The following is a 12,525-nucleotide window of genomic DNA, read 5'->3' as shown; positions in this document are numbered from 1 at the left end:
GCCAGGGTCTTCGGGATTGCAGAGAGATCGACGTGGCGGCGTAGCCGGTTTGGGTCTTTCCCGAACTCGCCTCAGCGCTGCGAACGGTTTGGCGACGAGCGGGCGGGGGCTTGGGTGCGCGCCTGCTCCGGCTGCCGCGCTGCCGGAAGCGCTTCGTCATCCAGCGTGAATTCTTCCAGCGCGAAGGGTTTGCTGAAGTAATAGCCCTGCGCGATCCTGATCGCCGTGTGCTGCTTCAGGTAGTCGACCTCTTCCCGGGTCTCGACCCCCTCGATCACCAGTGTCATGCCGAGGGCGCGGCCAAGCGACTCGATGGCCTTCAGCACGCTTTGACTGCGTGGCCTCTGATGGACGTTCTGCACGAAGGAGCGGTCGATTTTCAGCTCGTCTGCCGTTACGGCAGCGAGCGCGGAGAGGGAGGAGTACCCAACGCCGAAATCATCGATGGAGACTTTCACCCCGGCCTCGCGCACCATGGGCATGATGTTCCTGCTCAGGAGATCGCCGTTCAGAAAAGCCTCTTCGGTGATTTCGAGAACAAAGCGCTCCGGACGGCGATAGGAGGTCAGCCGATCGAGCAGCTTGCGCATGAAATCGGGATCGGTCGACTGGTGCGCCGTGATGTTGAGGCTGATTGAGGTGCCGTGCGAGAAAACGGCGTCAATCTGCGGAAGCGAGGTCATCACCTCGTCGACGACGTGCTCGGAAACCGCATCAATGATGCCTGCGTCGGTGGCGAGATTGACGAAGTCGCCCAGAACCCGGAGTTGGCCGTCGTCATCTCTCCAGCGCAGCAGTGTCTCGATCCCGACCACACCATTGGTATGGATGTCGACCTTCGGCTGATAGGCGCAACAGAGCCTGTGGTCGCGCAGGGCGGTGCGCAGGCGCTGTTCGACGGACATGTCGCCGTTGCCGGGCCGGGCCGATGTGTCCGGCTTGTAGCCGACCCTTCCCTTCGATTCCGACTTTGCGCCACGAAGCGCCTGATCTGCCGAGACCAGCAATTCCTCGAAACTGGCACCATCCTTCGCAAACATGCTGATGCCAATGGAGGCGGAGGAGAAGGTTTCGATACCCTTGACCTGGAAAGGCTCCTTGGAGCGGTCGAGGATTGCGCCTGCATAGTCCGGGAGGTCGAGGTCCGAAAGATCCGTCACGAAAACGCAGAACATGCCGTTTGAGAGGTAGCCGAGAATGTCGGAGCGTCGAACACAGCCCGACAGCCGCTCGGCGAATGCTGCAATGAGCCCGTCGGTAAAGGCTGCGCCGTAATAGTCGTTGGTCCGGCCGAGCCCGTCGAGATCGACCAGAAGCAGGGCGGCTTCAGCGTCGGGCTGGGCCTCGAGTTCGGCGCCTATGGTGCGCGCCAGAAGCGTTTTGTTCGGCAGGCCGGTCAGTTCATCAAAGAAGGCGAGTCTGAAGATCTCTTCGTCGAATACGGGCTTCGCTTCGATATCCAGCCACAGGCTGCAGTTGAACGCGCGATCACCGGTCTTCGAGGCAAAGCGCAGCTCACGCATCGCGTGCGGTTCGAGCGCGGATGAGCACAGGCTGGCCTGCTGATTGACGTAAACACGCTGCCCCTCGGAATCGGCAATGGCCAGGCCGAACGGAGCGTGCTCGAGAATGGCCTCCAGATCGGCGCCTGCCGGGCGAACCGGGTTCATTGGCTACCTGCCCAGATATTCGCGCCGCGCCATCTGCAGGGCTCTGGAGATCTTGTCCTCAGCGGCTCCCGCGGATGTGCGGACATGCCCGTCCGACCCTGTATCGGCAGCAGCGGGTTCCTGGGGTGGGGCGGTCTGGTCATGGCTCATGATTGAGCCGCGCCAGCGTTCCACGACGGCATTGACAAACTCCCGGCGCGAGCCGGGATTGAGGTCTTTGGGAAGCGCTGCTGCGGCTTCACTTCTGGGAAGCAGCTCTTCAGACAGGCGGTTGAAGACGAACTGGACCGGGAGCGGCATGCCTTCGCCGAAGCCGATCACCTCGCCGGTGCCGAGCGACGGAACGAAGTCCACCAGATTGGCCGTTGCGTCGGAGACGGCCGATTTGAGCAGTGCCTGATCGCGCTCATTGGCCATGCGCATCGCAAAGAGCGTGTTGCACTGTGAGATGATGGTTGCATCGAGCTCGGCCGGCCGCTGGGTTACAAGGCCGAGATAGACGCCGTATTTGCGCCCTTCCTTGGCAATGCGGGAAAGCGCGCTTTTGCTCGGCAGGAAGCCGACGCTCGGATCGGCTGCCGCAAACCGGTGTGCCTCCTCGCAAACGAGAAGCAGTGGCATCGCGCCGTCGCTCCACATGCCGAAATCGAAGGCGAGCCGCGAGATGACACAGACCACCGCATCCACCACCTCGATCGGTAGACTGGCAAGCTGGATCACCGTTACCGGACGGCCGTTCGCCTCGAGGCGGAACAGCTCGGTCAGTATCGTTGCCATCGTATCGCCGCCGACTGTCGCATTGGCGAACATGAAGGCGTAGCGCGGATCGTTCTTGAGGGTCTCGATACGGCCGATCAGCCGGTGATGGGTCATGCGCGAGGAGCGGTTTTCCAGCTTGCCCATGCGCTCGTCGATCAGCGCCAGAAGGTCCTGCATCAGATAGGGAGCCGGCGTGTCGGCGGTAAAACCCGACTGACGTGGCTCGACCTTTCGCAACGCGCTCGGGCGTTCTGCGCTCTGGCGGCGGTTGAGATATTGGGTCTTCGCGAGAGGAATGAGTTCCGAAAGGATATCCTGCTCAGCCGGAACGGGCGGTTTGCCCGCGTAAAGAACGTCCGAGAACTCTTCGAAGTTGAAGAGCCAGAAAGGCAGGCGCAGGTTTTTTGCTCCGACGAGATTGGCCTGGTCGCCGAAGACGCTGCCATACTCATTGTGATGGTCGAGGATGAGAACACGCAGCTCGCGCCAGGTTCTGATCACCTGTCGTAGGATGACTGCTAGCCCGCTGGATTTGCCCACGCCGGTGGAGCCCAGGACGGCGAAATGCTTGGTGACGAGATTTTCGACATCCACATAAGCGGGAACACTGGTGTCGTTGTGCAGTCGCCCGATTTCCGCAAAGGTGGACTTGTTGCCACGGAAGATGAGGCGTAGCTGCTCACTGTTGATGATGCGCGCCCTGTCGTGGATTGCCGGATAGGCTCCGACACCTCTTCGAAAGCGCTGCCGGCCTGTCTCGTCCCTTGAAATCTCGCCAACCAGGTCGACCCTGGCGATGGCCTTCAGCTCGGGACCCGAGACCGTGTGCGGCGTTTTCAGGGAGACTTCCGTTACCACGCCAAGAAGTTCGCGTGTGCCGGCCATGATCGCCATGAATTTTCCGACAGTTGTGCGAAGCTCTTCCGTCGTTCTGACGATCGGCAGCTCGATATAGGCTTCCGAGCCCTTGACCGAGCATACGTGGCAGTCTGGTTCGCTTTGGCCGGATGTCGCGTGCGCGATGCCGTTTTGATGCTCAACCATGAATATCCGCTTCCTGCAACCTACCGGAGACATTTTTTGTGTTCAGGCGCGTAGGGCGGGAATTTGCCATACATTTCATGATTTTTCGTTAAGACACCTACATTTCCGCCGGAACCGGCGCGGAATGGTGGAATAATTTCCCCGCTTCGCACGTCTCTGTGTCGACACATGCCAAAAAGTGTGTCCGCCAGCCAATTTTGCCAGCGCAGAGGGAGGAACCAGATGACGCGCATCGCCGAGACAACGAGGCCCCGGGACGGGGCAGCACCTGTGGATGAAGGTCATCCTGCGAAGCCTTCGGAAGGCATTGTGAATTCGGGGCGTCGTGGTTTCCTGAAAAACACCGGGCTTGCCACCATGGCCGCCATGGTCGGGGCTTCGATACCGTTTCACCGCAACATGCCAGTGGGGTTGGTGCCGGCAGCGTTCGCGCAGGACGGCGACGTGCTGGCCGGAAAGGACGGGCTGACGCTTCTCAACGACCGCCCGGTCAACGCCGAGACCCCGGCTGAACTGCTTGACGATGCGGTTACGCCGACGAGCCGGCACTTCATTCGCAACAACGGCATTCCGCCGGAAAATGTGGACCCGGAAAGCTGGACGCTGACGATTGACGGTTTCGTCGACAACAAGCTGGAGCTTTCCATCGCCGATCTGCGCGAGCAGTTTGAAGTGGTCACGCTGCAACTGACGCTGGAATGCGGCGGCAATGGGCGCAGCGCCTTCGATCCGCCGGCTTCCGGCAATCAGTGGACCTATGGCGCCGTGGCCTGCTCGGAATGGACGGGCGTTCGGCTGAAAGACGTGCTTGAAAAGGCTGGCGTCCAGTCGAATGTCGTCTACACCGCCCATTACGGCGCAGACGGCCACCTTTCGGGCAATCCCGACAAGCTGCCGATTTCGCGCGGGCTGCCCATCGACAAGGCGATGACCGACAACATTCTCATTGCTTTCGAGATGAATGGCGAGGCGCTGCACCCGATGAATGGCGCGCCGCTGCGTCTCGTGGTTCCTGGCTGGCCGGCCTCGACCGCCCAGAAGTGGCTGACCCGCATCGAGCTGCGCGATCAGGTGCATGACGGCCCCAAGATGACGGGCACCTCCTACCGCGTGCCGGCCTATCCAGTGGCGCCCGGCCAGGACGTTCCGGAAGAGGACTTCGTCATCATCGAGCGCATGCCGGTGAAATCTCTCGTTACCTTCCCGGCCAACGGTTCTGACATCGGCCTGGAAACGGATGTGCGCGGCCATGCATGGTCGGGCGACCGTTCCATCAGCAGGCTGGACATCTCCATCGATTTCGGCACGACCTGGCAGGAAGTGGAACTGGACGATCCGGTCAATGACGGTGCCTGGCAGAACTGGCGCGGCAAGGTGACATTCCCGCAGGCCGGCTACTATGAGGTCTGGGCGCGGGCGACGGACAGCGATGGCGACATGCAGCCTTTCGCAATCGCCTGGAATCCCAAGGGCTATCTCAACAACACGATGCACCGGGTTGGTGTGCGCGCGAGCTGATCGCACAGCGCAACGTGCTCAATCGTCATGATACCGTGAAGCGGCGGGATGCCGCTTCATGGGCCCCAATTCCACGGAGAAATGAAGAATGAAGCTTGCTCGCGTTCGGCTGGGTGTTGTCGGATTTGCTCTCTTTGCCGTCACGCCCGCTCTGGCGGATATTCAGGCCAGCCTGGCCGATGCCGACACCGCAAAAGGTGAAAAGATCTTCAAGCGGTGCGTCGCATGCCACACGATCGAGAAGGACGGCAAGAACAAGGTTGGCCCAAATCTTTATGGAGTGGTCGGCAAGCCGGTCGCACAGGTTGAAGGCTACTCCTACTCGCCTGCCATGAAGGCCTATGGCGGGGAGTGGACGGTTGAACGGCTGGACGCCTATCTGCTTCAGCCCCGCGCCGAGGTGAAGGGCACCAAGATGGCCTTTGCCGGCCTCAAGAAGGAAGAGGATCGCGTCAACCTGATCGCTTATCTAGGCACCTTCTCCGACACACCCGATCAGGCAGGCGCTGCGGTGGAAGAGGCCGCCCCGGCCGAGCAGACGGCGAGCGCGGAACCTGCGAAGGGGGCCGGTCAGGAGATCGAAGGCGATTTCGGGCGTTTGAAGGTCGCACCGGGGGTCGATACGACCTTCTACGCCTGTACCGCCTGCCATTCGGAAATGATTGTCGCGCAGCAGGGTCTCACCCGTGAGGGCTGGGACGAGATGCTTGAATGGATGGTCGACGAGCAGGGCATGGACGACATTCCGGAGCCGGATCGCACCGAGATACTCGACTATCTGGCGACGCATTATAATGAGGACCGCCCCAACTTCCCCAATCCGAACTAGAACATTGGACCGAAGCCTGGACCGCTTCACCGGGCCCGGGTGAAGCGGTGCAAAGGTTTGCTCTAGCCGCAGGATGTGGCCTGTGCGGTCGCGTCCCTTAGAGCGATCACGGTGTCGGGCTGCGCCATCCTGCGCGTCGCCTGCTCCAGATAGGCCGTGATCGCCGCAAACTTGCCCGCATCCATGCCGGTGGCGACGATCCGATAGAGACGGTCGGACACTTCCCATGCCGCGCTCTGCAGGTCCGGGGCAGAGCCTTCGGCATTCAGGGGCTTTTCGCTCGAAAAGACCGTCAGGCGGCAGCCCTCCCGGCCGGCGAAATGAGCTGCCATGCCATGCGGCACCTTCCTGACCGCCACAAGCGTGAGATTGGCCGCCGAGAGATCGGGGAACAGAGCGATCTCTTCGCCCGAAACAGTCTGGAAAACACCGTCTTGCGAAACAAAGGCCTGAGCGGAAAACGTCTCGTGAATGGCGAGCGGATCTTCCGGTGCAGGCGTATCCGGGTGGGTGAACGGATAAGCAAGGACAATGGCGAGTGCGACGGAAGCCGCAAGGGCTGAGCCGGGCCACCAGCGTCCCCACCCGCGCCCTGCACTACGGTTGTCGTTTCGCGCAGACGGTTGTGTGGCTGGCTGCGGCTTCAGGGCCTTCAGGCTGGCGGACATTTCACGGATTTCGGCAAGTGCCGCCTTCAATTCCGGCTCTTCCTCGAGCCGGCGTGCAAAAGCGGCGCGATCCTCGATCATTTCGTCGTCGTGAAATGCGTTGACCCTGATGAAATCCTCTTCCGTTACCTTGTTCATGGAGTCTGCTTTGCCTGCTCTTCATCCTGGCCGTCGCCATTGACACGGCGCAAAAGTTCTTTCCGGGCCCTGCTAACGCGGCTCATGACGGTGCCGATGGGCACGTTCATGACTTCTGCCGCCTCCGCATATTTGAAACCCATTATGTCGATGAGAAACAGCACCTCCCGTGTTTCGGGTGGCAGTCTCTCGAAGGCGAGGCGGATCAGAACATCGCGGCCTTCGCTGCCCGTTCCGTCGCTTTCATCCATAAGACGTTTTTGCACTGCTATATATTCACGGCGCACACGTCTTTTTCTGAGTTCGTCATAGTGCAGGTTGCGGATGACGCGAAACATCCAGGGGCGCAGTTCGTCCATGGGCCCGGGGCGGGTTTGGTGACGCAGGGCGCGTTCGATCGCGTCCTGAACCAGATCCTCCGGGCTTTCCGCAGGCCCGCAGATCGAGCGCGCATAGGCACGCAGCTCGGGAAGAAGCAGTTCGATCTGCGAAAGATGCTCCATTTGCTGCCGGCCGCGTTCCCCTGTGCTCCGGTTGCGCCGGCATCGTCGAATGAGCCTTGCCGCCCGGAGTTGTCCTGTCGGCAAAGTAACCCCCTGGCTCGGCTTGTGGCAAGGCGGGGCGGCTTGACAGGGAGGTGGAAATTATGAAACGATCCAAACATAATGTTTCTATCGTAACATATCGATTGGCTGCCCGCCTCGCCGGGCGATTCCGAAACCACGGACGCTGCAATGACCGACGCTCTCGCCCGAAACACCGGCACGCAACTGAAACCTGAATGGTTCGAGGACGTGACCGTCAACCGCACTGCGGCCGAGCGCCGGGCGGGCACGTTGACCGCGCGCCGCTCGGTCAAGAAAGCCTATCAGGCTGCATGGCTGGTGAAGGCCATCACCTGCATCGACCTCACCACGCTTGCCGGCGACGACACGCCGGGCCGCGTGCGCCGGCTTTGCGCCAAGGCGCGGCGTCCGGTGCGTGAAGACATTCTGGAGGCGCTGGGGCTTGCCGATGCGGGCATCACCACCGGCGCTGTCTGCGTGTATCCGACCATGGTTGGCCATGCGGTCAAGGCGCTGGAAGGCAGCAACATTCCCGTTGCATCGGTGGCAACCGGGTTTCCGGCCGGTCTTATGCCGCTACCGCTTCGGCTCGCCGAAATCCGCTATGCGGTGGAGGAGGGCGCGCATGAGATCGACATCGTGATCACGCGGGAGCATGTGCTGACCCAGAACTGGAGCGCGCTTTATGACGAGATTGCCGCGATGCGCGAGGCCTGTGGGGCGGCGCATATGAAGGCCATTCTGGCGACCGGCGATCTGAGCACGCTCACCAATGTCTATCGCGCTTCGATGGTCGCCATGCAGGCAGGGTCCGATTTCATCAAGACGTCGACAGGCAAGGAAGGCGTGAACGCCACACTGCCGGTAAGCCTGACCATGGTGCGGGCGCTGCGCGACTATCGCGACTATTCGGGCCAGATCGTCGGGTTCAAGCCGGCGGGCGGCCTCAAGACCGCCAAGGATGCGCTTGCCTGGCTGGCGCTCATGAAAGAGGAGGCCGGCAATCGCTGGCTGGAGCCGGACCTGTTCCGCATCGGCGCAAGCTCGCTTCTCGGCGACATCGAACGGCAATTGGAGCACTACGTGACCGGCCGCTATTCCAGCGCCAACCGTCACGCGGTTGCATGAGGATCAAAGACATGTCTTCCATCAAGGATATTCTGAGCACCATGGAATACGGCCCCTCTCCGGAAGCCAATGGCGATGTTGTTGCGTGGCTCGACGCCCATGGCCGTTCCTTCGGTCATTTCATCGACGGGCGCTTTGTCAAACCGAAGGGCGCGCGCCAGATTGTCGTGTCCAATCCGTCGGACGGATCGCAGCTGGCCGAAATCGCCTGCGGCACGGCAGAGGATGTGGACGCCGCGGTAAAGGCCGCGCGGGCGGCATTCGGCAAGTGGTCGAAGCTTTCCGGCCATGAACGCGCGAAATATCTCTACGCCATCGCCCGCCATGTGCAGAAGCGTTCCCGCTTTCTGGCAGTGCTGGAGACCATGGACAATGGCAAGCCGGTGCGCGAGACGCGCGACATCGACATTCCGCTGGTCGCCCGCCACTTCTATCATCACGCCGGCTGGGCCGAGATGGTGGAAGACGAGTTCCGCGGCTTCTCGCCCGTGGGTGTGTGCGGGCAGGTGATCCCGTGGAACTTCCCTCTGCTGATGCTGGCCTGGAAGATCGCGCCGGCGCTGGCCGCCGGCAACACGGTGGTGCTGAAACCCGCCGACCTGACGCCGCTGACGGCGGTCGCCTTTGCCGAGATCTGCCATGAGGTCGGCCTGCCTGCCGGCGTGGTCAACATCGTTCAGGGCGATGGCGCAACGGGCGCCGCCATCTGCGGCCATGAGGGCGTCGACAAGGTGGCCTTCACCGGCTCCACGCAGGTGGGCCGCGTCATCCGCGAGCAGATCGCCGGTTCCGGCAAGAAGCTGTCGCTGGAGCTGGGCGGCAAGTCGCCGTTCATCGTGTTCGAGGATGCCGATATCGACGCGGCTGTCGAGGGCGTGGTGGACGCGATCTGGTTCAACCAGGGCGAGGTGTGCTGCGCTGGCTCGCGCCTGATCGTGCAGGAAGGGATTGCCGAGCGCTTTCATGCCAAGCTGAAGGCGCGTCTTGAGACGCTGCGCGTCGGCGACCCGCTCGACAAGTCCACCGATGTTGGCGCCATCGTTTCGCCGGTGCAGGTGGAGCGGATTTCCGCGCTGGTGGCAAAGGGTGTCGAGGAAGGCGGGCAGCTCTGGCAGGCTTCCGCCCCGCTGCCCGAGAAGGGCAATTACATTGCGCCCGGCTTCTTCACCGATGTCGAGCCTGCCGCGACCGTCTGCCAGGTGGAAATCTTCGGCCCCATCGCCGCTTCCATGACCTTCCGCACGCCGGATGAGGCCGCCGCACTCGCCAACAACAGCCGCTACGGGCTCGCCGCTTCCGTCTGGTCGGAAAACATCAATGTGGCGCTCGATCTTGCCGCGCGGGTGAAGGCCGGCGTGGTCTGGATCAACTGCACCAACATGCTCGATGCGGGCGCAGGCTTCGGCGGTTATCGCGAGAGCGGCTTCGGTCGCGAGGGCGCGCGCGAGGGGCTTTACGAATATCTCGCTGCAGACTGGGAAAAGAAGCTTTCCGCGCCCAAGGCACCGGAAGCCTTCGTTCCCTCCGCTTCTCCGGCGGGTGAAGGCAAGGTAATGGTCGAGGGCATCGACCGCACCATGAAGAACTATATCGGTGGCAAGCAGGCACGGCCCGATGGCGGCTATGTCTATTCGGTTGCCGGCAAGGGTGGCGTACTGATCGGGCAGGCCGGCATCGGCAACCGCAAGGACATTCGCAACGCGGTCGAGGCGGCGGCGAAGGCCGGCGGCTGGGGCGGCGCGACCGGCCACAATCGCGCGCAGGTGCTCTACTATCTGGGTGAAAACCTGGAGGCGCGGCGCGAGGGCATGGAAGCGCTTCTGTGCGAGAGCGCTGGCATCAGCGCGAAAAAGGCGACCGAAGAGTTCGACATCGCGCTGCGCCGCATCTTCTATTACGCGGCGCAGGCCGACAAGTTCGACGGCGCGGTGCATTCCACCCAGTCGCGCCATGTGACCCTTGCCATGAACGAGCCCTTTGGCGTGATGGGCATTGCCTGCCCGGACGAGGCCCCACTTCTTTCTCTGGTTTCGCTGGTGCTGCCGGCCATCGCCATGGGCAACCGGGTTGTGGTGGTGCCGTCCGCGCGACACCCCTTGATCGCCGGCGATTTCTATCAGGTGCTCGACACGTCCGATGTGCCGGGAGGCGTGGTGAACATCGTCACCGGCGAGCGCGATCTTCTTGTGAAGACGCTTGCCGAGCACGACGAGGTGGCCGCGCTCTGGTATTTCGGCTCGGCGGAAGGCAGCGCCATGGTGGAGAAGGCGTCGGCCGGGAACCTGAAGTCGACCTGGGTCAACAATGGCCGCATGCCGGACTGGCTCGATGACGGGCAGGGCCGCGGGCGCGACTATCTGCGCCGCGCCGTTCAGGTGAAGAACATCTGGGTTCCCTACGGCGCGTGACGCGCGTCTTACGTTCTACGAATTAGCGTTCTGAAGGAATAAATTTCGCACCGGCCCGGCAGATATGTCGGTCCGGTGCGAACATCTTGCTCTTTGCGGGATTCAAATGTCTCGCAGTCATCGTGTTTGCCGGTTAGATTAGCCACGAAACTGCGGGTTCGTGGCCACGGGCCAGGCGACTGCGCGGTTTGGAATTCGCAAAGGACAAGCAAGATGACAGCATCGCTGAAAGAGACGGGTCTGGGCCTTCGCAGCCTGACGATAAGTGTGGCGTTCGCCATTGTTGGCGCGACCGGCGCCATGGCGCAGGACAACGCAGACCCTTCCGCCGTCATTCGCATCGGCTCGCTCTATGAGCCGCAGAACCTCGACAACACGGCGGGTGCCGGGCAGGGCATCAACGAGGCCTTCAACGGCAATGTCTATGAGGGGCTGTTTCAGCTCACCGACGATGGCGACGTGGTGGAGAAGCTGGTCTCCGGGTTCGAGATGAGCGAGGACGGGCTCACCTACACCTTCACGCTGCAGCCGGATGTCACCTTTCACTCGGGCGATCCGCTGACGGCGGCCGATGTGAAACACAGCATCGAGCGTGTCACCGCCGAGACCTCGCAAAGCTCGCGCAAGCGCAGTCTGGCGAACATCGAAAGCGTGGAGGCAAAGGATGACAACACGGTTGTTGTCACCCTCAAGGAGCGCTCTATCTCGCTGCCTTACAATCTGACCTATGTGTGGATCGTCAACGATGCCGCTGAGGACCTGACCTCCAGCGAGGACGGCACCGGCCCCTACAAGCTCGACAACTGGCGGCGCGGTTCCAGCATCACGCTTTCGCCCTATGAAAACTACTGGGGCGAGAAGCCGAAGAATGGCGGCGTGACCTTCTCCTATTTCAAGGAGGCAACTGCCCTCAACAACGCGCTTCTGACCGGCGCGGTGGACATCATCACCAGCGTGCAGAGCCCGGATTCGCTGATGCAGTTCCAGGACAATCCGTCGTTTGTCGTCACGGATGGCCAGTCCACCACCAAGGAAGTGCTTGCCTATAACGACCGCGTCGCCCCCTTCGACAATGTGAAGGTGCGCAAGGCCGTTGCCCGCGCCATCGACCGCGAGCGACTGTTGAACTCCATCTGGGGCGATTACGGCACGCTGATCGGCTCTTTCGTGCCGCCGACGGACCCATGGTATGTCGATCTCACCGACGTCGACGCCTACGACCCGGAAAGCGCCAGGGCGCTGCTGGCCGAAGCCGGCTATGCGGACGGTTTCACCTTCACGCTCGACACGCCGAACTACGACCCGCATCCGATCGTCGCCCAGTTCCTGCAGAACGAGCTGGCCAAGGTCGGCATTACGGTAGAGATCAACATCATCACCGCCAATGAGTGGTACACGAAGATCTATCAGGCGCATGATTTCCAGGCGACGCTGCAGGAGCATGTGAACCACCGCGACATTGTGTTCTACGGAAACCCCAATTTCTACTGGGGCTACAACAACCCGCAGGTGGTGGAACTGATCGCATCGGCAGAAGCGAGCGGTTCCGAAGCCGAGCGTGATGAAAAGCTCACGCAGGCAAACCGTATCATCGCTGAGGATGCCGCCAGCGGGTGGCTTTATCTCTATCCGCAGATTGTGGTATCGACCGCGTCGGTCAGCGGGTATCCGGTCAACGGCCTGAACTCGCAGTTCTTCGCATACGATATCGTCAAGCAGGCTCAGTAACCGATCCGGCGAGCCGCCATACGGTTCCACCTCGCGTGGAATTGTCCTGAGGGAGGTTCCGATCCTCGT

The 12,525-nt window shown here is 61.8% G+C and carries 9 protein-coding genes; 5 read left to right on the top strand and 4 right to left on the bottom strand.

The window, feature by feature from the left end:
- Positions 1-71 precede the first annotated feature (71 nt).
- Both KUG85_RS19515 and KUG85_RS19510 read right to left on the bottom strand, forming a co-directional pair.
- Entirely contained in the window at positions 72-1,670 is a 1,599-nt protein-coding gene (locus KUG85_RS19515) for a putative bifunctional diguanylate cyclase/phosphodiesterase (RefSeq protein WP_223006441.1), read from the bottom strand.
- A gap of 3 nt (positions 1,671-1,673) precedes the next feature.
- Complete coding sequence (locus KUG85_RS19510) at positions 1,674-3,473, bottom strand: ATP-binding protein (RefSeq protein WP_223006440.1); 1,800 nt, start codon at positions 3,471-3,473, stop codon at positions 1,674-1,676.
- A 222-nt stretch (positions 3,474-3,695) separates the two neighbouring features.
- Between KUG85_RS19510 and KUG85_RS19505 the strand changes: the two genes are divergently transcribed.
- Positions 3,696-4,991: a sulfite oxidase gene (locus KUG85_RS19505; protein ID WP_223006439.1), complete on the top strand. Its 1,296-nt coding sequence runs from the start codon at positions 3,696-3,698 to the stop codon at positions 4,989-4,991.
- A gap of 88 nt (positions 4,992-5,079) precedes the next feature.
- Complete coding sequence (locus KUG85_RS19500) at positions 5,080-5,820, top strand: c-type cytochrome (RefSeq protein ID WP_223006438.1); 741 nt, start codon at positions 5,080-5,082, stop codon at positions 5,818-5,820.
- A gap of 62 nt (positions 5,821-5,882) precedes the next feature.
- On the opposite strand, the gene KUG85_RS19495 is transcribed toward KUG85_RS19500, so the two are convergent.
- Together KUG85_RS19495 and KUG85_RS19490 are read right to left on the bottom strand one after the other, a co-directional pair.
- Positions 5,883-6,626: a hypothetical protein gene (locus KUG85_RS19495; protein WP_223006437.1), complete on the bottom strand. Its 744-nt coding sequence runs from the start codon at positions 6,624-6,626 to the stop codon at positions 5,883-5,885.
- The gene (locus tag KUG85_RS19490) at positions 6,623-7,129 is read right to left on the bottom strand and encodes an RNA polymerase sigma factor (RefSeq protein WP_223006436.1); all 507 of its coding nucleotides are present in this window, start codon (positions 7,127-7,129) and stop codon (positions 6,623-6,625) included. Before KUG85_RS19490 ends, KUG85_RS19495 begins: the two co-directional genes overlap by 4 nt.
- 231 nt (positions 7,130-7,360) lie before the next feature.
- Between KUG85_RS19490 and deoC the strand changes: the two genes are divergently transcribed.
- The 3 genes from deoC (at position 7,361) to KUG85_RS19475 (ending at position 12,456) form a co-directional block, all read left to right on the top strand.
- Positions 7,361-8,320: a deoxyribose-phosphate aldolase gene (deoC, locus tag KUG85_RS19485; protein WP_223006435.1), complete on the top strand. Its 960-nt coding sequence runs from the start codon at positions 7,361-7,363 to the stop codon at positions 8,318-8,320.
- Positions 8,321-8,331: 11 nt separating this feature from the next.
- Positions 8,332-10,728 (top strand): aldehyde dehydrogenase family protein, encoded by a 2,397-nt coding sequence (locus KUG85_RS19480; protein ID WP_223006434.1) that lies wholly within the window; start codon positions 8,332-8,334, stop codon positions 10,726-10,728.
- Positions 10,729-10,941: 213 nt separating this feature from the next.
- Positions 10,942-12,456 (top strand): ABC transporter substrate-binding protein, encoded by a 1,515-nt coding sequence (locus tag KUG85_RS19475; RefSeq protein ID WP_223006433.1) that lies wholly within the window; start codon positions 10,942-10,944, stop codon positions 12,454-12,456.
- The last annotated feature ends 69 nt before the right edge of the window (positions 12,457-12,525 follow it).

The sequence above is a fragment of the Nitratireductor rhodophyticola genome (genome assembly GCF_019891355.1).
Taxonomy (GTDB): Bacteria; Pseudomonadota; Alphaproteobacteria; order Rhizobiales; family Rhizobiaceae; genus Nitratireductor; species Nitratireductor rhodophyticola.
This window is presented reverse-complemented; position numbering and strand designations above follow the sequence as displayed.

Bases quoted from the DNA above. Each gene is read 5' to 3' on its own strand.
- KUG85_RS19495 (WP_223006437.1), bottom strand. From the start codon at position 6,626: ATGAACAAGGTAACGGAAGAGGATTTCATCAGGGTCAACGCATTTCAC.
- KUG85_RS19515 (WP_223006441.1), bottom strand. From the start codon at position 1,670: ATGAACCCGGTTCGCCCGGCAGGCGCCGATCTGGAGGCCATTCTCGAG.
- deoC (WP_223006435.1), top strand. From the start codon at position 7,361: ATGACCGACGCTCTCGCCCGAAACACCGGCACGCAACTGAAACCTGAA.
- KUG85_RS19500 (WP_223006438.1), top strand. From the start codon at position 5,080: ATGAAGCTTGCTCGCGTTCGGCTGGGTGTTGTCGGATTTGCTCTCTTT.
- KUG85_RS19505 (WP_223006439.1), top strand. From the start codon at position 3,696: ATGACGCGCATCGCCGAGACAACGAGGCCCCGGGACGGGGCAGCACCT.
- KUG85_RS19475 (WP_223006433.1), top strand. From the start codon at position 10,942: ATGACAGCATCGCTGAAAGAGACGGGTCTGGGCCTTCGCAGCCTGACG.
- KUG85_RS19510 (WP_223006440.1), bottom strand. From the start codon at position 3,473: ATGGTTGAGCATCAAAACGGCATCGCGCACGCGACATCCGGCCAAAGC.
- KUG85_RS19490 (WP_223006436.1), bottom strand. From the start codon at position 7,129: ATGGAGCATCTTTCGCAGATCGAACTGCTTCTTCCCGAGCTGCGTGCC.
- KUG85_RS19480 (WP_223006434.1), top strand. From the start codon at position 8,332: ATGTCTTCCATCAAGGATATTCTGAGCACCATGGAATACGGCCCCTCT.